The organism is Enterobacter sp. CFEC122 (assembly GCF_052983755.1).
In genome coordinates this window covers 96,684-120,177 of sequence record NZ_JBRIQR010000015.1, presented here as the reverse complement: position 1 = coordinate 120,177, position 23,494 = coordinate 96,684, and the positions used below count along the sequence as shown (strand labels likewise).

At 55.3% G+C, this 23,494-nt stretch carries 21 protein-coding genes and 2 pseudogenes; 13 read left to right on the top strand and 10 right to left on the bottom strand.

The window, feature by feature from the left end:
- Positions 1 to 189: 189 nt before the first annotated feature.
- Positions 190 to 2,223, bottom strand: coding sequence for a peptidyl-dipeptidase Dcp (gene dcp / locus ACVCAM_RS12800; protein ID WP_025911401.1), 2,034 nt, complete (start codon positions 2,221 to 2,223; stop codon positions 190 to 192).
- A gap of 142 nt (positions 2,224 to 2,365) precedes the next feature.
- On the opposite strand from dcp, the gene ydfG reads away from it, so the two are divergent.
- Both ydfG and ACVCAM_RS12790 read left to right on the top strand, forming a co-directional pair.
- Complete coding sequence (ydfG, locus tag ACVCAM_RS12795) at positions 2,366 to 3,112, top strand: bifunctional NADP-dependent 3-hydroxy acid dehydrogenase/3-hydroxypropionate dehydrogenase YdfG (RefSeq protein ID WP_407223309.1); 747 nt, start codon at positions 2,366 to 2,368, stop codon at positions 3,110 to 3,112.
- A gap of 91 nt (positions 3,113 to 3,203) precedes the next feature.
- The gene (locus ACVCAM_RS12790) at positions 3,204 to 3,890 is read left to right on the top strand and encodes a GntR family transcriptional regulator (protein WP_008502405.1); all 687 of its coding nucleotides are present in this window, start codon (positions 3,204 to 3,206) and stop codon (positions 3,888 to 3,890) included.
- A 35-nt stretch (positions 3,891 to 3,925) separates the two neighbouring features.
- Here the strand turns inward: ACVCAM_RS12790 and ACVCAM_RS12785 are convergent, their stop codons facing one another.
- Entirely contained in the window at positions 3,926 to 4,357 is a 432-nt protein-coding gene (locus tag ACVCAM_RS12785) for a universal stress protein (protein WP_023292549.1), read from the bottom strand.
- A 287-nt stretch (positions 4,358 to 4,644) separates the two neighbouring features.
- On the opposite strand from ACVCAM_RS12785, the gene ydfZ reads away from it, so the two are divergent.
- On the top strand, positions 4,645 to 4,848 hold the full coding sequence (ydfZ, locus tag ACVCAM_RS12780) for a putative selenium delivery protein YdfZ (RefSeq protein ID WP_407223308.1): 204 nt from the start codon (positions 4,645 to 4,647) through the stop codon (positions 4,846 to 4,848).
- Positions 4,849 to 4,891: 43 nt separating this feature from the next.
- Here the strand turns inward: ydfZ and ACVCAM_RS12775 are convergent, their stop codons facing one another.
- The 5 genes from ACVCAM_RS12775 to ACVCAM_RS12755 all read right to left on the bottom strand — a co-directional run bounded on the left by ACVCAM_RS12775 (position 4,892) and on the right by ACVCAM_RS12755 (position 10,701).
- A complete protein-coding gene (locus ACVCAM_RS12775) occupies positions 4,892 to 6,355 on the bottom strand; it encodes a mannitol dehydrogenase family protein (RefSeq protein WP_407223307.1) in 1,464 nt (487 codons plus the stop codon).
- Between the two features lie 219 nt (positions 6,356 to 6,574).
- Positions 6,575 to 7,942: an MFS transporter gene (locus ACVCAM_RS12770; RefSeq protein ID WP_008502410.1), complete on the bottom strand. Its 1,368-nt coding sequence runs from the start codon at positions 7,940 to 7,942 to the stop codon at positions 6,575 to 6,577.
- Positions 7,943 to 8,015: 73 nt separating this feature from the next.
- A complete protein-coding gene (locus tag ACVCAM_RS12765; RefSeq protein WP_407223306.1) occupies positions 8,016 to 9,035 on the bottom strand; it encodes a Zn-dependent oxidoreductase in 1,020 nt (339 codons plus the stop codon).
- A 14-nt stretch (positions 9,036 to 9,049) separates the two neighbouring features.
- Positions 9,050 to 10,264, bottom strand: a complete 1,215-nt coding sequence (gene manD, locus ACVCAM_RS12760) for a D-mannonate dehydratase ManD (protein WP_023292552.1) — start codon at positions 10,262 to 10,264, stop codon at positions 9,050 to 9,052.
- A 110-nt stretch (positions 10,265 to 10,374) separates the two neighbouring features.
- Positions 10,375 to 10,701: a YnfA family protein gene (locus ACVCAM_RS12755; RefSeq protein ID WP_059361347.1), complete on the bottom strand. Its 327-nt coding sequence runs from the start codon at positions 10,699 to 10,701 to the stop codon at positions 10,375 to 10,377.
- A gap of 152 nt (positions 10,702 to 10,853) precedes the next feature.
- Between ACVCAM_RS12755 and ACVCAM_RS12750 the strand changes: the two genes are divergently transcribed.
- Positions 10,854 to 11,192 carry a DUF1283 family protein gene (locus ACVCAM_RS12750; RefSeq protein ID WP_008502414.1) on the top strand — a complete coding sequence of 113 codons (339 nt, stop codon included), beginning with the start codon at positions 10,854 to 10,856 and terminating at the stop codon, positions 11,190 to 11,192.
- Entirely contained in the window at positions 11,192 to 11,752 is a 561-nt protein-coding gene (speG, locus tag ACVCAM_RS12745; RefSeq protein WP_126306857.1) for a spermidine N1-acetyltransferase, read from the top strand. The genes ACVCAM_RS12750 and speG overlap by 1 nt, the downstream gene beginning before the upstream one ends.
- A 143-nt stretch (positions 11,753 to 11,895) precedes the next feature.
- Here the strand turns inward: speG and ACVCAM_RS12740 are convergent, their stop codons facing one another.
- Positions 11,896 to 12,612, bottom strand: a complete 717-nt coding sequence (locus tag ACVCAM_RS12740) for a YnfC family lipoprotein (RefSeq protein WP_008502416.1) — start codon at positions 12,610 to 12,612, stop codon at positions 11,896 to 11,898.
- Positions 12,613 to 12,710: 98 nt separating this feature from the next.
- Between ACVCAM_RS12740 and ACVCAM_RS12735 the strand changes: the two genes are divergently transcribed.
- The 5 genes and pseudogenes from ACVCAM_RS12735 (at position 12,711) to ACVCAM_RS12715 (ending at position 17,459) form a co-directional block, all read left to right on the top strand.
- Entirely contained in the window at positions 12,711 to 12,980 is a 270-nt protein-coding gene (locus ACVCAM_RS12735; protein WP_021241220.1) for a DUF1161 domain-containing protein, read from the top strand.
- 131 nt (positions 12,981 to 13,111) lie between these two features.
- Positions 13,112 to 15,553, top strand: coding sequence for a selenate/tellurate reductase subunit YnfE (gene ynfE, locus ACVCAM_RS12730; RefSeq protein WP_407223305.1), 2,442 nt, complete (start codon positions 13,112 to 13,114; stop codon positions 15,551 to 15,553).
- Between the two features lie 93 nt (positions 15,554 to 15,646).
- A complete protein-coding gene (dmsD, locus tag ACVCAM_RS12725; protein ID WP_023327344.1) occupies positions 15,647 to 16,261 on the top strand; it encodes a Tat proofreading chaperone DmsD in 615 nt (204 codons plus the stop codon).
- A 156-nt stretch (positions 16,262 to 16,417) separates the two neighbouring features.
- A pseudogene (locus ACVCAM_RS12720) lies at positions 16,418 to 16,986 on the top strand (hypothetical protein).
- A gap of 248 nt (positions 16,987 to 17,234) precedes the next feature.
- A complete protein-coding gene (locus tag ACVCAM_RS12715; protein WP_021241216.1) occupies positions 17,235 to 17,459 on the top strand; it encodes a hypothetical protein in 225 nt (74 codons plus the stop codon).
- 134 nt (positions 17,460 to 17,593) lie between these two features.
- Here the strand turns inward: ACVCAM_RS12715 and ACVCAM_RS12710 are convergent, their stop codons facing one another.
- A complete protein-coding gene (locus ACVCAM_RS12710; protein WP_023327341.1) occupies positions 17,594 to 19,315 on the bottom strand; it encodes a SulP family inorganic anion transporter in 1,722 nt (573 codons plus the stop codon).
- Positions 19,316 to 19,707: 392 nt separating this feature from the next.
- A complete protein-coding gene (locus ACVCAM_RS12705) occupies positions 19,708 to 20,544 on the bottom strand; it encodes a MipA/OmpV family protein (protein WP_407223304.1) in 837 nt (278 codons plus the stop codon).
- A gap of 203 nt (positions 20,545 to 20,747) precedes the next feature.
- On the opposite strand from ACVCAM_RS12705, the pseudogene ACVCAM_RS12700 reads away from it, so the two are divergent.
- From ACVCAM_RS12700 to ACVCAM_RS12690, 3 genes and pseudogenes are all read left to right on the top strand, one after another.
- Positions 20,748 to 21,425 (top strand): annotated as a pseudogene (locus ACVCAM_RS12700) (response regulator).
- The gene (locus ACVCAM_RS12695; RefSeq protein ID WP_407223303.1) at positions 21,425 to 22,813 is read left to right on the top strand and encodes a sensor histidine kinase; all 1,389 of its coding nucleotides are present in this window, start codon (positions 21,425 to 21,427) and stop codon (positions 22,811 to 22,813) included. Before ACVCAM_RS12700 ends, ACVCAM_RS12695 begins: the two are co-directional and overlap by 1 nt.
- Before the next feature lie 137 nt (positions 22,814 to 22,950).
- A complete protein-coding gene (locus ACVCAM_RS12690) occupies positions 22,951 to 23,430 on the top strand; it encodes an RrF2 family transcriptional regulator (RefSeq protein WP_008502426.1) in 480 nt (159 codons plus the stop codon).
- Positions 23,431 to 23,494: the final 64 nt, after the last annotated feature.

Here is a 23,494-nt window from a genome sequence, read left to right as displayed (position 1 = left end):
ACAATCCAGATCAAATTATTAGCTCTCTTACAGCCTGAATTCGGTTAAATACATCTCCCGGAGGGAGTGACCTTTAACCTCGCCGGTTTTATTTATAAAGAACATAATCTTAGTTTTTATGCTGAAACGGTTACAGACGTATAAAAAACCGGGCGTAAAGCCCGGTTCTTTTTTCATACAGCATTGACTCTATTCGCTCAATCCGCGGTTATCCAGCATCGGCTCAATCTTCGGATCGTGCCCGCGCCAGTTCCGGTAAAGTTCAGCTAAATCAGTACTGTTCCCGCGGGACAAAATGGCCTCGCGGAATGTCTGTCCATTTTCGCGAGTCAACCCGCCCTGCTCGACAAACCACTGATAGCCATCGTCAGCGAGCATCTGCGTCCACAGGTAGGCGTAATACCCCGCCGCGTAGCCGCCGCCAAAAATATGGGCAAAATAGCTGCTGCGGTAGCGCGGCGGAACGGCGGGCAGATCCAACCCCTCTTTCTTCAACGCTGCCGCTTCAAAATCCTCCACGCTCGAAACGGCCTCGCTGATGCCGTGCCAGTTCATGTCCAGCAGCGCGGCACCCAGCAGTTCGGTCATGTCATAACCCTTATTGAAATGGGTCGCGTTGAGCATGCTTTCCCGCAGCGCGTCCGGCATCGGTTCGCCGGTTTCGTAATGGCGCGCATAGTGGGTAAACACCTTAGGATGGCTGGCCCAGTGCTCGTTGATTTGCGACGGGAACTCAACAAAATCACGCGGCGTATTGGTGCCGGAAAGGGTGGCGAAACGCTGGCTGGCAAAGAGACCGTGCAGCGTATGGCCAAACTCGTGGAACAGGGTTATTACGTCATCCCAGGAGAGAAGCGCGATACCGCCATTCGCCGGTTTCTGGTAGTTACAGACGTTGTAGATCACCGGACGGGCAGCAAACTCGAAGGATTGCTCGATGAAATTCCCCATCCATGCCCCGCCCTGTTTGGAATCACGGGCAAAGAAGTCACCGTAAAACAGCGCCATGCCTTCGCCGGTGTGGTCGAAAATTTCCCATACGCGGACGTCCGGGTGATACACCGGGATATCGAAGCGCTCGACGAAGCGAATGCCAAACAGCTGGCTGGCAGCCCAGAATACGCCATCCTGCAGCACGGTATTGAGCGCAAAGTAGGGCCTGATCTGCGACTCATCGAGGGCATATTTTGCCTGGCGCACGCGCTCCGCATAAAAGGCCCAGTCCCAGGCCTCCACGGTGAAACCGCCCTGCTCGTCGTCGATGACTTTCTGAATATCGGCCTGCTCGCGTTCCGCGCGGGCGCGGGCGGCAGGCACAATGCCGCGCATAAATTCCAGCGCGGCGGCCGGGGTTTTCGCCATCTGGTCAGCAATGCTCCAGCTAGCGTAATCCTCAAAGCCCAGCAGACGGGCCTGCCGCGCGCGCAGCGCCGTCAGACGTAGAATCAGCGCGCGGGTGTCGTTTTCGTCCCCTTTCTGGGTACGCGTCCAGCCTGCGTTGAAGAGGTTTTCGCGGGTCTGACGATTGCGCAGCGCGGAAAGCGCGGGCTGCTGGGTGGTGTTCAAAAGCGGGATCAGCCAGCGATCGTTTAGCCCTCGCTCCGCGGCAGCCTGCGCCGCGTCAGCGATCTCCGTTGCGCTGAGCCCGTCAAGCTGGTGCGCATAATCCACCACCAGCCCACCGGTCTTATCGGCAGCCAGCAGACGCTGGTTAAACTGGCTGGTCAGCGAGGCCGCCTCGGTATTCAGCGCCTTCAGCTCGGTCTTTTCTGTCTCACTCAGACGCGCACCGGCCAGAATAAACCGCTGATACAGCTCCTCGACCAGACGACGGCATTCGGCGTCAAGCGCGGCACGGTCCTGCCAGACGCTCTCCACGCGGGCAAACAGCGCGTCATTCAGCCAGATATCGTTTGCCAGCGCGGCAAGCTCGGTGGAGAACTGTTCTTCCAGCTCCTGTAAAAACGGATTGGTGTGCGCGGAAGTCATGGCGAAGAACACGCTGCTGACACGCGAGAGCATGGCGCCGCTCTTCTCCAGCGCCAGCACGGTGTTCGTGAAGTCAGGCGCAGCGGCCTGAGCGACAATCGCGTCAATGTCCGCACGCTTCTGGCGAAGGGCTTCATCGAAGGCCGGACGATAGTGGCTGTCGTTGATCTGATCAAAATGGGGGGCCTGGTAAGGCAGCAGGCTGATGTCAAAAAAAGGATTCGTGGCCGTCATCTTTCACTCCTGAGTACGGGTATCCTCCCAGAGTAGGCCAGGCCGCCATCCCCTGCAACGCTGTCATACAAATGTTGCCTTAACGCACCCTCTGCGGCCGTGCTATGTTAGTTAAACACAAAAAGCGTTGAGGAACAGTGAGATGATTATTTTAGTTACCGGGGCAACGGCAGGTTTTGGTGAAAGCATCACGCGTCGCTTCGTCGCCAACGGGCACAAGGTTATTGCAACGGGCCGCCGTCAGGAACGTCTGCAGGAGCTGAAGGACGAATTAGGCGACAGCATCCTGACCGCGCAGCTGGACGTGCGTAACCGCGCGGCGATTGAAGAGATGATTGCCAACCTGCCCGCCGAGTGGCGCGCCATCGACGTGCTGGTCAACAATGCCGGTCTTGCGCTGGGCATGGAGCCGGCACACAAAGCCAGCGTGGAAGACTGGGAAAACATGATCGACACCAACAACAAAGGGCTGGTCTATATGACCCGCGCGGTGCTGCCGGGCATGGTTGAGCGCAATCGCGGCCACATTATCAATATCGGCTCCACCGCCGGAAGCTGGCCTTATGCAGGCGGCAACGTCTACGGCGCAACAAAAGCGTTTGTGCGCCAGTTCAGCCTTAACCTGCGTACCGATCTCCACGGCACCGCCATTCGCGTCACCGACATCGAGCCGGGCCTGGTGGGTGGCACCGAGTTTTCCAAGGTGCGTTTCAAAGGCGATGACGCGAAAGCAGACAAAACCTATGAAAACGCTAACGCCCTGACGCCGGAAGACGTCACCGAAACGGTCTGGTGGGTGGCGACGCTGCCAAAACACGTCAACATCAATACCGTAGAAATGATGCCGGTCAGCCAGAGTTTTGCCGGGCTTAGCGTCCATCGTAGCTAACGCTGCCCTTCCCGGCCTGCGGGCCGGGTCTGTTTCGGGTTATAAAAGAATGGTAGTATGTTCAGGCTAACTCTCTGAGAAATGACAACTCATGGCCGCTGAATCGCAACTCAATCCCACCCAGCCCGTAAACCAGCAAATCTATCGCATTTTGCGACGTGATATTGTCCATTGCCTGATCCCACCGGGAACGCCGCTTTCTGAAAAAGAGGTGTCCGTGCGTTTTGACGTTTCCCGTCAGCCGGTGCGTGAAGCGTTTATTAAGCTTGCGGAAAACGGTCTGATTCAGATCCGCCCGCAGCGCGGCAGCTATGTGAACAAAATTTCACTCTCTCAGGTGCGCAACGGCTGTTTTGTTCGCCAGGCCATTGAATGCGCGGTGGCGCGGCGTGCCGCAACGCTCATCAACGACAAGCAGTGTTACCTGCTGGAGCAAAACCTGCATCAGCAGCGGATTGCGATTGACCGTAAGCAGCTGAATGATTTCTTCCAGCTAGATGATGAATTCCACCAGAAGCTGGCGCAGATTGCAGATTGCCAGCTGGCCTGGGACACCATCGAAAACATCAAGGCCACCATCGACCGCGTGCGTTATATGAGTCTCGATCACGTCTCTCCACCGGAAATGCTGCTCCGACAACACCATGATATTTTCAGCGCGCTGGAAAAACGCGACCCGGACGGCGTGGAAAAAGCGATGACGCTGCATCTGCAGGAAATTAGCGAATCCGTGCAGCTGATTCGTCAGGAAAATAGCGAGTGGTTTAGCGAAGAATAATATTTCGCCGCGCCCTTTCGGGTGCGGCGAGAGGGTTAGCGAACGACTAACACCGGAATGGTTGCGTAGCGCAGGATAGATTCCGCATTTGATCCCAGCAGATGGGTGGTGATGCCCGGATTTTTCGACCCGATGACGATCGCGTCATATTCCCCCTCTTTGCTCAGCCTGATAATTTCATCGCGGACGTTGCCAAAGCGAACCAGGCTGTCAATTTTCTCCGGCGAGATGTCGAACAGCCTTTTTAAGGCGTTCATTTTCTTCCCGGATTCCTCAGTCATATATTCTTCGAACTTTTTAATATCGGCGTTAAAACCGCGCAGCAGGGATCGGCTGCTGGTCGGCAGAATATTGACCAGGGTAATCGACGCGCCCTCGGCCTTCGCGAGGTTAGCCGCGTGGCGAACCGCTTTGTCACTCAAATCCATTTCAAATACATCAACAGGCATCAAAATCTTCTTATACATAAGCCTGGCTCCTTATTCCGATGAAAGGGTTATTTCCTGTATCCAGAATGGCACCGGGAAAATAAACCAACCCTCAACGCTTCCCTGATGAAACTATCAGTTAATGAAAATAACGGTCTGCTTTGTCAATTGCTGTCGTGAACCGTCAGCACCCGACGCAATAAAGAAAAAAGTGTGAGTTTGATCAAAAACAAAAACATCTGATGCAGACAGGCGTATTTATATGCCCCGTGAACGGCAACCCTGAAATAACGCCGTAACGAACAGGTTAGAGAGGAGAAAATACCATGATGACATACGACCGTAACCGCAATGCAATCACCACCGGCAGCCGCGTCATGATTAACGGCACAGGCAAAACTGGCGTGATTAAAGCGATCCACAGCGACGGGCTGGATGCCGCGCAGGTGCGCCGCAGCAAAACGGTTGAAGTGGAAGGATGCGAAGGTAAGTTCGAACCGATTGAGCTGATTCGCCTGGGTATGCACTAAACGGTGCGCAGAGATGCCGCCGCGAACGGCGGCATGTACTGAATTACCGTTGAGACACGTACTGCGCCACGGTCGCTTTCGCGCCCTTTTGCAGCAGCGTCTGGTATGCCTTCATCACCGCATCAACAAAGACGGCTTCACGCGGTAGCTCCTTGCCGAAGATGGCCTCGATGCCGAGCAGCGCCCTGACCCGGCTTTCCCCTTCCGCACTGCCTTTAACCGCCGCCTGAATCACTGCCAGCTGCGGATCGCTCACGTCAATCGCGTTACCCTGCTCGTCCACGCCGCCGACATAGCGCATCCACCCTGCCACGCCCAGCGCCAGCAGCGGGAAAGGCTTCTGATACACTAGGTGCCAGCGCACGGAATCCAGCATGCGCTGCGGAAGCTTCTGGCTGCCGTCCATTGCAATTTGCCAGGTCCGATGGCGCAGGGCCGGGTTGCTGTAGCGGGCAATCAGGAGATCGGCATAGCGTCCTAAATCGACGCCTTTGACCTTCAGCGTAGGCGCCTGCTCGTTAAGCATCAGGGCGTGCGCGGCGACGCGGTAGTTTTCATCTTCCATACAGTCGTTAATATGCTGATAGCCCGCCAGATAGCCCAGGTACGCCAGGAATGAGTGGCTGCCGTTAAGCATGCGCAGCTTCATCTCTTCAAACGGAATAACATCTGACACCAGCTCGGCTCCGGCTTTTTCCCACGCTGGACGGCCGGCCACAAAGTTATCTTCGATCACCCACTGACGGAACGGTTCACAGGCCACCGCCGCCGGATCGCGCACGCCGGTAAGCTGTTCAATTTTATCCAGCGTGTCGGGGGTGACCGCAGGCACGATGCGATCCACCATCGTTGACGGGAAAGTAACGTGGGATTCGATCCAGTCCGCCAGCTCACCGTCTACCGCACGGGCGTACGCGCAGGTGACATTGCGCATCACGTGACCGTTCTCCGGCATGTTATCGCAGGACATCACGCTAAACGCCGGCAGACCCGCCGCCTTACGCCGCGCCAGCGCTTCCACGACCACACCCGGCGCAGATTTTGGCTGGTGCGGGTTTTGCAGGTCTGCGACGATAAACGGATGATCGAGCATCAGCTGCCCTGTCGCCGGGGAATGGCAGTACCCTTTCTCGGTGATGGTCAGCGAGACAATCGCCACCTGCGGTTCGCACATCGCGGCCAGCACGGTCTCGAGCCCGTCAACCTGCGCATGCAGCGCCTTTTTTACCACGCCAACCACGCGGGAGGTCCACGCATCGGCAGACATTTCCGCCACGGTATAGAGGTTATCCTGCGCGTGCAGATCGGCAATCTGCTGCTCACCACCAATCAGGTTAACCTCACAGTAGCCCCAGTCGCTGCCGTGCTCAGCGGCGAGAATATCGGCATACACTGCCTGATGCGCCCGGTGAAATGCGCCAAAGCCTAAATGAACGATGCGAGCTTTAAGGCTGTCGCGATCGTACTGAGGCAGCGTCGCATTGGCCTGTAATAAGGTATTTTCCATGATTAAGACTCGTTTATTAGAAAGCTGTGGATCGCTGCCGCTCTTTCTGAAGCGGCAGCGCCTGCTGACTACACCAACTAGAATGGCAGTTGGGGTAAAAAATTACTGCCATCAACCATACTGATACTGCCGTTTGAGATTTTGATTTATATTAACTTTTGTTCATGTGGTGTGACACAAAATCAAAGTTGTGTGACAGGTAGCGCAAGCTATAAACCATCAGCGTCGCGAGGAGACGGCACCGTAACCGACCGTCTCTTTCGGCGCAGACTCGGCTGCGTCCTGCGCCGCGCTTAAATCACGGTCGCGCACTTCCGGCATCAGGATCGCCGAGATCAGTCCAATCACGGAATAGGCCACCAGCATGGCGACAATCGGCCACCAGGAGCCGGTCATATTGCAGAAAATCCCTGCCAGTACCGGACCAAAGCCCACCGCTACGAGACCGCCCGCCTCTTTGGAGATCGCCATACGGGTAAAGCGATTTCGCGAGCCAAACATCTCCGCCATGGTGATATTTTCCAGCGCAAACAGCCCCAGCACGGCGAAGTTATGGATAACGATGATGCAGAGCATGATCGTCCCCGGCGCATAGCTCTTATCGACGATGATCGACAGCATCGGATAGGCCAGAATAATGGCGGAGATATTGAGGATAATGTACGGCAGACGGCGCCCCACTTTATCGGAAAGCCAGCCCAGCAGCGGAATGGAGATAAACCCGAGAATGGAGCTGATCATCAGCGCATCGGTCGGGATGGCCTTATCGAACAGCAGCGTCTGGACCAGATAGCCCGCGAGGAAGGTCTGGATCAAACCTGAGTTGCCTGCCTGGCCGAAACGCAGGCCGGTCGCCAGCCAGAAGGATTTGCTTTTCACCATGGAACCCAGTGAGGTGTCCGGCTGCGCAGCTTGCACATCGTTCACTTTCTCAAAGACCGGGCTCTCCTTGAGGTTCATACGCAGCCAGATGGCGAAGATCATCACCACGACGCTGGCGAGGAACGGCACGCGCCAGCCCCAGGCGAGCAGCTGTTCACGATCGAGGGCAAAGAACATGATGGCCCAGATCGCCGTTGCGCTCAGCGTCCCGCAGTTAGTCCCCATCGCCACCAACGAGGAGATGATGCCGCGTTTACCTTTCGGCGCGTACTCCGCCAGCATGGTCCCGGCCCCGGAGATCTCGGCCCCGGCGCCGAGGCCCTGAATAATGCGCAGCGTCACCAGCAGCACGGGGGCAAAAATCCCGATCTGCGCGTAGGTCGGCAGGACGCCAATCAGCGTGGTGCAGATCCCCATCATGGTGATGGTAATGAACAGCACCTTCTTACGACCAATGCTGTCGCCCATTCTGCCGAAGATAAAGGCGCCGACGATGCGCGCAATATAGCCTGCGCCGTAGGTGCCCATCGCGAGGATCAGCGCCATCGCGGCGGACTGTTCCGGGAAGAAGATCTCATGGAAGACCAGAGCGGCACCCAGCGAGTAAAGCTGGAAGTCCATAAACTCCAGGGCGGTGCCCAGCCAGCCGGAAACGGCGGCTTTCACCAGATCGGATGTGGTTCTTTGAGGTTGTACTTGCGTCATAATGGCTATCTCTGAAAGGTAAGATGCGTACCACATAGCGCCTGTCTGCGCAGGCGCTTAACCGCGTAAATGATTATTGGCCGAACGTGAGCAAAACTTTGCAGCACTGCCGCTGGTCTTTCTCAAACAGTTCAATGGCGTCTTTAACGTGGCGATAGTCAAAGGTATGGGTGACCAGTTTTTCCGGGTCGATCAGCCCCCTCTTCAGCCAGTCGATAACGACCGGGAATTTGTTGGCGTTCAGGCGCGAGGAGAAGATCGCCAGCTCTTTGCCGGTGATGCCCTGCTGAACAATCTGGCTCGGCTCGCTGGAGAACCCCATTAGCACGATGCGCGCCGCCGGTGAGGCCAGGGTTATCGCTTCCTGCAAAATGGAGGGATGGCAGGCGGCATCAATGATTAACGTCGGTTTGATGCCTTTTTCCTCCAGCGCGGCCTGCAGCGACTGCTCACCGTTATTAAAGACCCAATCCGCGCCGCTGCGCCGGGCCATCGCCAGACGCTCGTCTATGCGATCAACCACGATAACCTGCTTCACCTGATAGACGCCTTTCAGGGCCTGAACCGTAACCAGCCCCATCGGCCCGGCGCCATATATCAGCGCGACGTCCTGTTCAGTCGGTTTCGCCTGCCCCGTTACGTTGGCGGCGATGGTGAAGGGCTCAACCATGACGGCGTCCTTATCAGGAATGTCATCCGGAATGGGCCAGGCGTTTTGTGCGGGCACGACCGCATATTCGCTAAAGCCGCCGTCACGGTGAACGCCCAGCACCACCAGCGAGGTGCAGACGTTCGGTTTTCCCACGGAGCACGGGTAGCAGTGCCCGCAGCTGATTACCGGATCGACCGAAACGCGCTGGCCCAGGCGCGCGCTGTCAACGCCCTCGCCCACGGCGTCAATCACGCCAAAAAACTCATGGCCGATGACGCGCGGATACTTCGCAAACGGGTTATGGCCGCGGTAGATGTGGCTATCCGACCCGCATATCCCGGCCAGCTTGATACTGACGCGGACGTCACCTGCGCCAGGTACCGGGAGTTGACGCTCTTCAATTACCAGTTCGTTCGGCTGTTGAATCACTACGCTTTTCATCGTTTGCTCCTCGCTTACCAGTTCCACAGCGTGCCGTCTTCAAGACGGGCCACCGGCAGATAGGCCGGATCGTACGGGTATTTCGCCGCCAGCTTTTCATCAAACTCGATGCCCAGCCCCGGCTTGTCGCCCGGATGCATATAGCCGTTATCAAAGCGCCAGCTGTGCGGGAAGACCTCCAGCATCTGTTCGGAGTAGCCCATATATTCCTGCACGCCGAAGTTCGGCACCCACAGGTCGAAATGCAGCGCCGCGGCATGGCACACGGGCGACAGATCCGACGGACCGTGCGAGCCGGTACGCACCTGATAGAGCGACGCGAAGTCCGCGATGCGGCGCATCCCGGTGATGCCGCCTGCGTGGGTAATGGTGGTGCGGATATAGTCGATCAGCTGCTCTTCGATGAGCTGCTTGCAGTCCCAGATGCTGTTAAACACTTCGCCTACCGCAATGGGCGTAACGGTGTGCTGGCGGATCAGGCGGAAGCAGGCCTGGTTTTCCGCAGGGGTGGGATCCTCCATCCAGAACATGCGGAACGCTTCAATGCTCTTGCCGAAGCGCGCCGCTTCGATGGGCGTCAGGCGGTGGTGCATGTCGTGCAGAAGATGCTCATTGAAGCCGAATTTACTGCGCACCGCGTCGAACAGCTTCGGCGTGAAGTCGAGGTATTTTTCGGTGGACCAGAGCTGCTCTTCCGGCCAGTCGCCTTTGGTCGCAGGCTCGTAGGCCAGACCCTTCCCTTTGGCCATGCCGTAGGTGGTTTTCATGCCCGGCACGCCGCACTGCACGCGGATCGCCTTAAAGCCCATCTCTTTGTGACGGGCGTAATCTTCCAGCACGTCGTCAATGGTGTGGCCGGTGGTGTGACAGTAGACCATCACCCCTTCGCGTGAGGCGCCACCCAGCAGCTGGTAGAGCGGCATGTTGGCCGCTTTGGCTTTGATATCCCACAGCGCCATATCCACGGCAGAGATGGCCGACATGGTAACCGGACCGCGACGCCAGTAAGCACCTTTGTAGAAGAACTGCCAGATGTCTTCGATGCGGTGCGCATCGCGGCCAATGAGCTGGGGGCAAAGGTGATCCTTCAGGTATGAGGCCACGGAGAGCTCGCGTCCGTTTAGCGTGGCGTCACCGAGGCCGACAATCCCCTCATCGGTGGTGATTTTAAGGGTGACAAAGTTCCGCCCCGGGCAGGTAACAAACACGTCAGCCGCGACAATCTTCATAATTCCTTTCCTTACATCGTTCGTTGTGATGCCGGAAATTTACGCAACTACACTACTACCATACAAGTATAATGATCGTAAAATAAGCTAACGATCACAAAACCGGGGGCTCATGCGCGGCCCCATCCCGCCACAATAATCAGCATACCGCACAGGGCAATCAGCGCGCCGGCCCAGTCATAGACGCTGAGCTTGACGCCGTCCACCACGCGTAGCCACAGCAGCGCCGTGCAGACATAGACGCCGCCGTAAGCCGCATAAACGCGCCCGCTGGCCGCCGGATGCAGCGTTAACAGCCAGACAAACAGGGCCAGCGCAACGCTTGCCGGAATGAGCAGCAATACGGTTCCCCCCTTTTTGAGCCAGAGCCAGGGCAGGAAGCAACCGATGATTTCACACAGCGCAGTCGCAAAAAAAAGCAGCGTCGTTTTAAGCATATTTCACGTCAGGTGAGGATTTATTTAACCATCATACCTGATGATGCCCTTTACTTTTCCATACTTGCTCCGCGGGTATGCCGTCATTTCGCTTTAGTGTAGAATCTGTACGGGGTAACTTGATTATCTGCACCCATTTAAAAGGAAACGCTATGACCACATTAAGCAAACGCCTTTGTCTGACAGCCCTGCTGGCGCTGTCATCGTTCGCCTTTGCCGCCTCTGCGACAGCGGAAACCAGCAAGCTCATTATTGAGTCTGGTGACAGCGCGCAAAGCCGCCAGAACGCCGCGATGGACAAAGAACAATGGAATGACACCCGTAGCCTTCGCCAGAAGGTCAACAAACGTGCCGAAAAAGAGTGGGACAAAGAAGATGTCGCTTTTGACGCGCGCGATAAGTGTCAGCAAAGTGCAAACGTCAATGCCTACTGGGAGCCTAACACCCTGCGCTGCCTGGATCGCCGCACTGGCCGCACGGTAGCCCCATAATGTCGGTGCCCTGCGACGTTAAACTCCGTCCGCTGGAGCGTGAAGACCTGCGCTTTGTTCACCAGCTCGACAACAATGCCAGCGTGATGCGCTACTGGTTCGAAGAGCCTTATGAGGCCTTTGTCGAGCTGTCCGATCTCTACGATAAGCACATTCACGATCAGAGTGAACGTCGTTTTGTGGTGGAGTGTGAAGGTGAAAAAGCCGGGCTGGTGGAGCTGGTTGAGATCAACCACGTTCACCGTCGGGCGGAGTTCCAGATCATCATCTCCCCTGAGCATCAGGGAAAAGGCCTTGCGTCACGCGCGGCCAGGCTGGCAATGGATTACGGATTCAACGTTCTGAATCTCTACAAGCTTTACCTGATTGTGGACAAAGAGAACGAAAAAGCGATCCATATCTATCGCAAGCTGGGCTTTATGGTAGAAGGCGAGCTGATTCACGAGTTCTTTATCAACGGTGAATACCGCAACACCATCCGCATGTGCATTTTCCAGCATCAGCACCTGGCCGGACATAAACCGTCAGGCGCCAGCCTGCTGAAACCTACCGCGCAGTAAGATTGATGACAAACCGTGTCATAAACCATTGAGCTGTCTTTCTTGCCGGGTGGCGCTGTGCTTACCCGGCCTACAGGGTGCTTCATTGTAGGCCCGTGCAAGCGTAGCGCCGCCGGGCGAAACGCACAAAATGCACTTTACGCTCAGTAATATTCAATCGTGTTCTTGATGGTGTACTTGTGCTCAACGGCGGGTTTGACGCTGTCGTCCGTGATGGTCAGATCGCAGCTCACCGGGTTATTGTGGCGATCGTAGTCGCAGCTCTGCGTCACGTTGCCCAGCGGCTTGTCATTCAACATGCTGACTGCCGAGTAATCCATTCTTTTGCGCAGGTCTTTCGACGGCGTCGACTGGACGGACAGATGCTGATCCCCTGAGACGGTGGTTTTGCCCAGCGGGTAACCATCCGCGTCGTAGCGATACTTCACTTCCATCTCTTTGCCGTGCGCCGCCACCACGAATCCGTTGTCGTCGGTATCCCACGTTACCCCGGCTGACGGCAGTTCGGCCAGCTGGCATTTGCCCTGCAGCTTCACTTTACGCTGCTGGGTTTCCGCATCAAGATAGTAATTAGCATCCAACACCAGCGCCACGCTGGTGTTGGCCTCCAGGTCGTGTAGCTCCAGCGTATCGAAACACCCTTCCGTCGAGACGGTGCCGGTGACCCGTTTGGACACTTCGCCCTTCTCGTTGAACAGCGTCTGGGTAAAGTCTTTGACCGGGCCGCGCAGCGGATCAAAATCAAATTCGTTTGAAAAACTCGCCATCTCGGGCGTAAACGACAGCGGCGCGGAGCTGTTGTCGCACCCCACCAGTGTTGCTGCCAGGAGCGTTATCGCTGCATATTTCTTCACATTCATTTCCGTACAGGGAGATTATTCCCAATCATATTAGCAAATACAGATGTTTACACGAAGCCTGCTAAAATTAATCTCTACACAGAGAAAAGGAGCTACAGATGAAACGGTTACCCTGGATTACCGCCCTGCTGTTAATGAGTGCCTCAACGGCCGCGCTTGCGGCACCGGATTCCTGCGAGCGCGTGAAAAGCGACATTCAGCAGAAGATCGTCAACAACGGCGTGCCTGAGTCAGGTTTTACGCTGAACATTGTGCCGAACGACCAGGCCGATCAGCCGGGCACGCAGGTTGTAGGCCACTGCGCTAACGACACCTTTAAAATTCTGTACACCCGCACAGGCAGCGGTGCGGCAGCTGAACCTCAGTAATTGAGCGTCAATTCCCTTTGATTTGATAAGGATTAAGATCTAATACCCCCAAATAAGTAACACTCACCCCATCATTAGCACGGATATCATTTCGGGAGAAATAATACGCAATAATAATGATGGGGTGAGCCATGTCCGATGCTGAACATTACGACGGCGGAATTAGCCGTCGAACTCTCGTGAAATCTACGGCGATAGGTTCTCTGGCGCTTGCCGCTGGTGGGATCTCGCTTCCCTTTGGCCTTAAAAGCGCTGCCGCTGCGGTGAAGCACGCCGTCCAGCCTCCTGAAGATACCGTGGTGTGGGGCGCCTGCTCGGTCAACTGCGGCAGCCGCTGTGCGCTGCGTCTGCACGTCCGCGACAACGAAGTGTACTGGGTCGAAACGGATAACACCGGCGAGGATGTGTATGGCGATCACCAGGTGCGCGCCTGCCTGCGCGGACGTTCTATTCGTCGCCGCATCAATCACCCTGACCGTCTGAACTACCCGATGAAGCGCGTGGGCAAACGCGGCGAAGGCAAGTTCGAGCGCATCACGTGGGATGAAGCGCTCGACACGATCGCCGCCAGCCTGAAAGACGTGGTGGCCAACTACGGCAACGAAGCGGTGTATATCAACTACTCTTCCGGGATTGTAGGGGGCAATATCACCCACTCCTCCCCTTACGCTTCTCTGGTGGCGCGCCTGATGAACTGCTACGGCGGCTTCCTGAGCCACTACGGCACCTACAGCACGGCGCAAATTGCCTGCGCGATGCCCTACACCTACGGCAGCAACGACGGCAACAGTACCTCGGACATCGAAAACACCAAACTGGTAGTGATGTTCGGCAATAACCCGGCGGAAACGCGCATGAGCGGCGGCGGGATTACGTACTATCTGGAACAGGCTCGCGAGCGGTCCAACGCGCGCATGATTGTTATCGACCCGCGCTACACCGACACGGCAGCCGGACGCGAAGATGAATGGATCCCGATCCGTCCGGGAACCGATGCCGCGCTGGTGGCGGGTATTGCCTGGGTATTAATCGACGAAAACCTGGTCGACCAGCCGTTCCTCGACAAATACTGCGTCGGCTATGACGAAAAAACGCTGCCGGAAGGCGCACCCGCTAACGGTCACTACAAAGCGTATATTCTCGGCCAGGGCGATGACCACACGGCGAAAACGCCGGAGTGGGCCTCCCGCATCACCGGTATTCCCGCCGATCGCATCGTTAAGCTTGCCCGGGAAATCGGCTCCGCTAAACCGGCTTATATCTGCCAGGGCTGGGGACCTCAGCGTCAGGCGAACGGCGAGCTGACCTCCCGCGCTATCGCGATGCTACCGATCCTCACCGGAAACGTCGGGATCAACGGCGGGAACAGCGGCGCGCGTGAGTCCACATACACCATCACCATCGAACGTATGCCGCTGCCGGATAACCCGGTCAAAACGCAAATTTCCTGCTTCAGCTGGACGGACGCCATCGCCCGTGGGCCGGAGATGACCGCCCTGCGCGACGGCGTGCGCGGCAAGGATAAGCTGGACGTGCCGATTAAGTTCATCTGGAACTACGCGGGCAACACCCTCATCAACCAGCATTCCGATATCAATAAAACCCACGATATCCTGCAGGATGAAAGCAAGTGCGAAATGATTGTGGTCATTGATAACTTCATGACGTCGTCAGCGAAGTATGCCGATATCGTGTTGCCGGACCTGATGACCGTCGAGCAGGAAGACATCATTCCAAACGATTATGCGGGCAACATGGGCTACCTGATATTCCTTCAGCCCGTGACCGCGCCGAAGTTTGAACGCAAGCCCATCTACTGGATCATGAGCGAAGTGGCGAAACGCCTCGGGCCGGATATCCATCAGAAATTTACCGAAGGACGGACGCAGGAACAGTGGCTGCAGTATCTGTATGCCAAAATGCTCGAAAAAGACCCTCAACTGCCGTCCTATGACGAGCTGAAAAAAATGGGCATTTACAAGCGCAAAGATCCGAACGGCCATTTTGTGGCCTATAAAAAATTCCGTGAAAACCCGGAAGCCAATCCGCTGAAAACCCCATCGGGTAAGATTGAAATTTACTCCAGCAAGCTGGCGAAGATTGCGGCCACCTGGGAGCTGGAAAAAGATGAGACCATCAGCCCGCTGCCCGTCTACGCGTCAACCTTCGACGGCTGGGACGCGCCCGAGCGCGCGCGGTTCCCGCTGCAGCTGTTTGGCTTCCACTTTAAGGCCCGTACCCACTCGAGCTACGGTAACGTGGACGTGCTGAAAGCCGCCTGCCGCCAGGAGGTCTGGCTTAATCCCGTCGATGCCGAAAAACGCGGCATTAAGAACGGCGATACGGTGCGCGTCTTTAACGACCGCGGCGAGGTACGAATTGAAGCGAAAGTGACGCCGCGCATCATGCCCGGCGTCAGCGCTATGGGCCAGGGGGCCTGGCACGACGCCAATATGAGTGGCGATCGTGTCGACCACGGCTCATGCATCAACACCCTGACCACGCACCGCCCGTCACCGCTGGCCAAAGGCAACCCGCAGCACACCAATCTGGTACAGATCGAGAAGGTGTAACGGGTGAATGGCGTGACCGTGGTTTATTTTATGGTTTGTATTATCGGTTAACTCAGTCGCGCGGACACCCTCCGCGCGAGCAAGGAAGATGTAATGAAAGATGTCTCACATCGTGAATCGTTCGCGTTCAGCGCCCGGGTGCTGGGTGCGCTGTTTTATTTCGCACCAGACAGCGAGCAGGCCGCGCCGCTGGTGCAGGCTCTCACCGCAGGCGAATGGGTACAGGACTGGCCTCTGCCTTCGGAAACGCTGCGACCCGTAGCCGACACCTTTGCCGCGTCTGCCGATGAGCCGCTGACGGACGCCTGGCAACGACTGTTTATTGGCCCTTACGCCCTGCCCGCGCCACCGTGGGGCTCCGTCTGGCTGGACCGAGAATCCGTGCTGTTCGGCGACTCGACCCTCGCGCTGCGCCAGTGGATGCGGGAGAACGCTATCGCATTTGAAATGCAGCAGAATGAACCGGAAGATCACTTCGGGACTTTGCTGCTGCTGGCGGCATGGCTGGCCGAGAACGGCCGCGAGGCGGAGTGCGCTCAGCTTCTGGCGTGGCACCTGCTGCCGTGGAGCACCCGCTTCCTGACGGTGTTTGTCGAGAACGCCAACCATCCGTTTTATACCGCGCTGGGTAAGCTTGCGCAGCTGACGCTCGCGGACTGGCGATCCGGGCTCCTTATTCCGGTTGCGGAAAAGACGCTGTATCGCTAAGGGGTGTGGCTTGCTCGCGGGTAGCGAGCAAGCTACGGTCAAAAGAGGAAGCTCAAAAAATTTAACTCGAAACAGGAGGCATATTGAATTTAATAATATAAAATAGCTTTTCCTGGTAAGGTCAACACTTTCGTTTGATACATACAAAACAAAACCATGACTAAAAATTATTCTTTCGAAGATAAACGCAAGAAATTACTTGTTACAGCCGTGATATTCAGCGTTTTAGGTGGATGGCTCTGGTATATGTCATGGGCATCTGGCATCTCCCATAATACTATATTAAAAAATCCGTCCCTGAATGGATGACATATATTTCACTTGGCGTTTTGATTGGAACAATTTTTGTTATGCGCGCTTTTTACCTGCGCACTTTTAACAAAACATTAGAATATATTGCCAGTGCTTTTTTTAGCGGCTTTTGCCTTGGGTTTGTATTGAGCTTAAATTGTTATGATATTTATGTCTATCTCTTCCCGGACAAAATAATTGGCTATGAATCTGAATATGAGGTTGTCTTTCCGGGGCCTTCGAGAGGTAAGCATGGCCATTGTGAAGCGGGTCTCTGGTTAAAAGATCAGAACACCAACAGATGGATTCAGCTTTGTACAAACAAAGAATATCTGCACAGCCACCGTAAGCAGGGAATGACTGGGGTGTGGGTAACGGCCCGTGTGAATAATATTGGAAGTTACATTGTGAGTTATGAGTTTATTTATTTGTAGGCACGACCCTATCTATTTTTGTTCTGGCGAAAATGAATGGTACTCAAGGCCCGCTCCTTGCTTATAGCCGTCAGCCTGATACGTCGCACCAGAGATTGCGCATTCACAGCGGAGAAACCGGCTACGGGCAGGGTCATCTCAAAATCGAATCAGGGTAAATTTCATTCATACCCCCACATTTAGTGGTGGATACGTGACGACTGTTCCTCTATTCTGCTTTTTCAGCGAGCAAGCCGGAGTCATTTTTAGTGGATAATCCCATACTTCAGAAAACCATCATTATCTTTATTCTCATCCTGTGGGTAATAGACGAAGTCAGGAGAAAGAAAAAAAAGCGTTATGACTCCGCTATAGCAGAGGCTAATGCCAGAGAACGCTATGAATGGCGCTATCTCAGATGGGCTTGGCAGGCAATACGAGTGGCGGCGGCAGTGTATATCTTTGTTCAGCTGATTCAGGTTTTACTGAGATAGATGGCAGAAGAAAGTAAGGCAGGCAAGGAACATCTCACTGTCCAGGCCAACAGTAGCTGAGCCTCGGTGGTAGAAATTGTGAGTGTTCCCTGCCTGCCAGTAGCATGCGTTACGAGCCTTTCACCACTATTTGGTTATGTATCACCGACTGATTCCCCCTCACTCGCACTCTCTTTGCTCTGAATGAACCGAAGTGCCAGGTAGAGGTCTGGCGCCAGAATCATGTCATCATCATTCATTGTTGGCCGACTGTCTTTAAACCAGCGTGTTAACTCCGTTTTCCTGCCCGCAAGAATTAATTTAATCTGTCGACCTTTCAGATCGCGCTTTAACTCATTAATGGTTGCCAGGACACTGATGTCTGAATAGGTGAAGCAGGCAACGGCATCAATGACCACCCATTTAGGCTGTATGGCTGCCCCATCAACCAGGTTCAATACCCGACGTTTAAAATAAGCCACATTAAAATAGGTCAACGGTGAGTTAAATCGATACATCAGCACGCCCGGGACCATTTTTATATCGGTGGTATTCCCTAACGAGTGAATCATTCCCTCTTCGTCAGTGCCCAGCAGGTGCTCAGAGGGACGAAATACCGTACGAAGGAACTGCAACAGGCCAAGCAACACCGCAAGGCCGATCCCCTGGATAACGCCGATAATTAACACACAGCCAAACGTGAAGAAGGCCAGGCGAAAGGCCTGTTTATTTCTGCGCCTAAGGTTCCATAGCCCACGTAAATCAATCAATGACCACGATGCATACATTAGAACAATCCCTAACGCAGATACCGGAATGAATTGTAATGGCTGAGTGAAAAACAGCACGACGATACCGATGATTAAGGCGGCGACCACGGAAACCAGCTGACTTTTCCCACCAACTGAATCATTCACCGCGGTCCGGGAATCGGCTCCACTGATAGCAAACCCCTGAGATAACCCCGACATAATGTTCGCAATACCCAGAGCCCGGAACTCTGCATCCGCATTAATTTCGTAGCCATTTTTCGCGGCGAAACTGCGGGCGGTCAGCATCAGACTGACAAAACTAACCAACGCCAGGTTCAGCGCCGGGATCACCAAATCACGCATCGGCCCCGGCTGGAACGCCCCCCAGTGAACGACCGGTAAACCAGGCTGGAAGCCTTCTCCCCCAATCGTGGCAATCCCATACTGTTGTGCAGAGGTCACCCATACCAGTGCCGTTGTTATTACAATGGCGATTAAAGGTGCTGGCCACTGGCTGCGATACGTTTTGATCACCATTAAAATAATTAACGTAAAAAGGGATATTCCTACGGTTAATAAATGGCTATCTGAAAGTCGACCTGGCAAGGCGATTATTTTTTCAATAACCTGCGCTTCATCAAGCTTAATCCCCAACACCTTGCCTAATTGCCCGACGATAATCGTCACGGCTACGCCATTAAGTAAACCGGTAAGAATGGGATGAGAAAGCAGATCGGCGAGCGCGCCCAGCCGAAATTTACTGGCAAGCAAACACCACCCGCCCATCATCAATGTCATGATGATCGTCAGCTGCCAGTGCAGTTCGGGGTTTCCTGCAGAAAGCGGAAATACGACGGCCGCAATCACCGCGCAGGTTGTGGCATCAGGGCCCACAATAAGCTGGCGTGAAGAGCCAAACAGTGCGTAAGCTATCATCGGTAAAACGCAGGAATAGAGTCCTACAATTGCCCCCACCCCCGCCAGCTCAGCGTATGCAATCGCAACAGGGAGCGCTACGGCCGCAACGGATAACCCGGCTTTAACATCATGCTTTAGCCAGCTTTTATCGTAGGCTAACAAATTTTGTAAACCGGGCATGTAGTTTAACAACAGTTTTCCGAACACATTATTCTCCGGACAGAGATATTACTCGCGTCATGTTGGCACATTTCTTAGTGAGGTTCTGGTTTTCAAATGCTCCGGACGGAGGCCGACACTGTTGCGAATCTAATAAAACGTTAACTCTTTTATTATTCTGACTGATGTTAAACGTAGTTCAGATACTGCGGCTTAACCGGGGTTGGCCGTGCCGGATACCGTGATGAAAGCAAGTGATGGAATAAATACAATGGTCAATATCAATAAGTCTCGTTAATCGCTAATGTTGAATCATTTTGGCATAGATAGCAGGTTGTTACACACCATGAGATTGAGACAGTCCATCACTCTTCCCGTCACCCAGCAGTACCGCCCCGCCATCTTAACCGGAGCGGCTTATATACGTCGTTATCACATGCTCAAAAACTGTACGTCACCTTCAAACTCCCCGTCGGCGACGTTTTACGATGCACAATCGGGCTATCGCCCGCATCCCCCGTCAGCTGCGTCACGCCCGCTGAGGCAAGCACGCTCCAGCGCGAGGTGAGCTTGTGGGTCCAGTCAAGGTTCATCGACCAGGCATAAATCCCGGCCCCGGCGTCATGTCGGGCAAAGCCCGATGCGGCCGACTGGGCGGCGCTGACCCCGTAATACGTCTGCATATACTTGTCGGATCCCCAACTGCCGGTCAGCGCCAGCGTCACCGCATTTGTTGGTGAGGTATAGAGCGGGCTGCTCAAGCCGAAATGCACTGCCTCTCCGTTCTCTCTCTCAGACACCGGAACCTCAGCCTGCAGCTGCAGATTCAGCCAGTCGGTCACCTTGTACCCCAGCCCGGGTACCACGATAGCCGAGCCTTTAATCTCACCCATCCCCCGCAGCTCGTCGCTGCCGGAGCTGATGGAATCGCTGCTCACGTCTTTATCTTTACGGCCCGTTCGATAGCTCAGCGCTGCGCTGTAATCCAGGTTGCCAACGTTGTTACCGTAACCGATCCCACGCGTGGTGCCGATGAAGAAGCCATTTGCCATGGAATAATCCACTACCTGAGCCGCTGAGACGCGGATTTTATCTGAACCCGAGTAGCGCGGCCCCACATCCACGCCGCCTCCCAGGGTTAAGACGTTACCCTGGCGCTGTTCTTCCGCCAGTACAGGCGTAGCCAGTAACGCCAGAACGACGCCCGGCACGAGGGTTTTCAGGCAGCGGCCCGAAAGTAAATGAGGGAACGTATGACGCAGTTCGATATTTCTCATTAAGGAAGTCCTTATGGATGCAAATGATGACGATGCAGGCGGTTAAACGCCGGAACGCCCATTTTGAAGCGTGACCCTAAGGTTCTTATGAGCCGAAAATGAAGAAAGACTGAAGCGCGCGCGGGCGCTGTCATCCGGACAGATTTCCTGCTACCGTTTTTTTCTTAAGAAATTCTTCATTCACGGTTGATACCGTTACCAATGTGAAAATTCTACTTATCGAAGACGACCTGGATCTCGGCAATGGCGTACGTATCGCCCTCTCAGATCAAGGGTTTGACGTCATATGGGTTCGCCGTAAAGAGGATGCGCTGCATCAGCTTGACGTCTGCGTGCCGGAACTTATTTTGCTCGACCTGGGGCTGCCCGACGGCGATGGCATGAGCCTGATGACGCGTTTGCGCCAGCAGCTCAAGGGGATCCCCGTCATCATCCTGACGGCGCGAGGGACATTGCAGGATCGCCTGTACGGGCTGGATGCCGGCGCGGACGACTATCTCGTCAAACCCTTTATTCTCGCCGAGCTGCTGGCGCGAGTGCGAGCCCTTGCACGGCGCAGCTAGGGTTTTGAAAATGAGGCGATAGAAATTCGCGGGCTCTCTCTTCATGTCCCGACGCGTCGCGTGACGGTGAGTGCGCGCCATATCGATTTAACGGCCAGTGAATACGCGCTGCTGGAAACGTTGATGCTGCGCGCGGACCGCGTGCTGACCCGGAGGTTTCTGGAAGAAAGGATATTCGGCAACAAAGAGAACCTCAGCAACGCGCTCGACGTGCATATGGGAAATTTGCGGCGGAAAATCGGCGACGGCTATGTGCGAACGGTCCGGGGCGTCGGGTACGTCATTGATACCGTCTCCATTCAAAAGGTGAGCGGTTGATGCAAAACGTCTGGTATCACCTGAGGCGCCCGACGCTGGTGCGCCGAATTATCATCGCCCAGATGCTTCTGCTGACCCTGCTGTGGTGTCTTTTTCTAACCTTCATTCTGTGGGAGGACCTGCGCAGCCCTCCCATCCTGACGGGCAGTAAAACGTACGAAACCGTTTTTACCCTGGTTGAGCGTATGGACGGACGTCCGCAGGATCGTACCGCCGTGCTGGAAGCCTTTAGCCAGGCCCTGCGGGAAGGTTACGGCGGAGGGGAAGATCCCGTGCTGTCGATTAACCTCATCGTTCGCAAGAATAATGCCGTTATTTTTGCCTCCGACGGTGCACCTGCGGGGATAACAAACACCCGATTCGGCGAGCTGGAGCACGTTCAGAGTGGAGATCGTACCTGGACCAGCCGCACCCTTAAATCCCCTCACTCTGACGTGGAGGTCACCCTCTTCACGCCAGCCAGCGGCTGGAACTTCTTTATCTATCTGAACTCTCGCGGGTACTACATCCTGCCGCTGCTGGTCTGCTTCCCGTTTCTGCTGTTTCCCGCGTGGCTCTCAATCCGCATTGCGATGCGTCCATGGAATAAGGTGGTCAATGAAATTACGTTACGCACGCCGGACGACCTCTCCCCTTTAAGAGCCGTACCGAAGCACCGGGAGCTTCGCCAGATGGTGGACGCGATCAATGACTTCCTTGCCCGGGTGCGTGAAAGCGCGGAAAGGGAGCGGATTTTCATCGCGGATGCCGCGCACGAGCTGCGTACGCCCCTCGCGGCGATGCGCATCAACGTGGAGGCGCTGCAGTCCTGGGTCATCAGCGAGAGCCAGAAGGAGCTGCTTGCGGGCGTGATTCGCAGCAACAGCCGCGCCGCGCGCCTCGTCAATCAGCTGCTGCTGATGATGCACAGTGAATCGCGCATTGATACGGCGATGGAACCCGTGCCGCTGACAGCGCTTATTCAGGAACGAATGGCCGAGCTGGAACCGCTAGCGTCTGCGCGCAAAATTGAGCTGGAATTCTTTGCCGAGGATGACGTCTGGATCCACGGCGTCAGGGAACGCCTGGTGTCGCTGATTGATAATCTCATTGAGAACGCCGTGAAGTACAGCCCCGAGGGCGGGCGGATTCAGGTCGACGTGAGCGCCTGCGATCGCGTCGTTCAGCTGCGCGTCTCCGATGCGGGCCCCGGTATTCCGGTCGAGCTGCAGGAGCGCGTGTTCGACCGCTTTTTCCGCGATCCCAATCAGGTGCAAAGCGGCAGCGGGCTGGGGCTTGCCATCGTCAAAGCGGTGGCGCAGCAGCACAACAGCAGCGTAAATCTGAGTACTTCTGCAGAAGGTGGCCTCCTGGTCACAGTTGACTTCCCGAACCGCACGTTTAGCTAAAGCAGAACAGGGGGTTTGATCGCAAATGCCGCAGATTGCTTCAAAATAATTACCGTATTTGTTATATTGTTGTTTATTGCTTATTCACCTCTGCGGTGCCAAAAAGAACAAGATTCACCGCAACCCAGGACAGAGAAATGTTAGATTACCGCTTCCCGACAGCTTTGCAGATGGTTCTCAGCGTAGCGATGGCGGAGCAATTGGGTGAACGTTCGACGAGCGCGATTCTGGCCTACGGCCTGGAAGCGAACCCGAGCTTCATCCGCAAATTGATGGTTCCGCTGACGCGAGACGGCATTATCGTCTCAACGCTTGGCCGTAACGGCTCCATTCATCTTGGTCGCCCGCCGGAAGAGATCACCCTGCGCGACATCTACCTTTCGGTCATCGAAGATAAAAAACTGTGGGCGTCGCGCCCTGACGTACCGGCCCGCTGCGTGGTCAGCGCTAACGCCTGCTGGTACTTTAAATCGATTTCCGAAGAGGCCGAGCAGGCGTCGTTAGCGGTGCTGGAGCGCCATACCGTGGCTAGCGCCCTGGAAGCGGTGAAAAACGCCGACAGCAGCGGATGGGATCCGCTCCCCGACCTCATTGCCCAGTATCAAAAAACGTCATAACGTTTTCCTGATGCAACAAAACCGCCTTCTCTGTGAAGGCGGTTTTTTATTATCAGCAACGTCC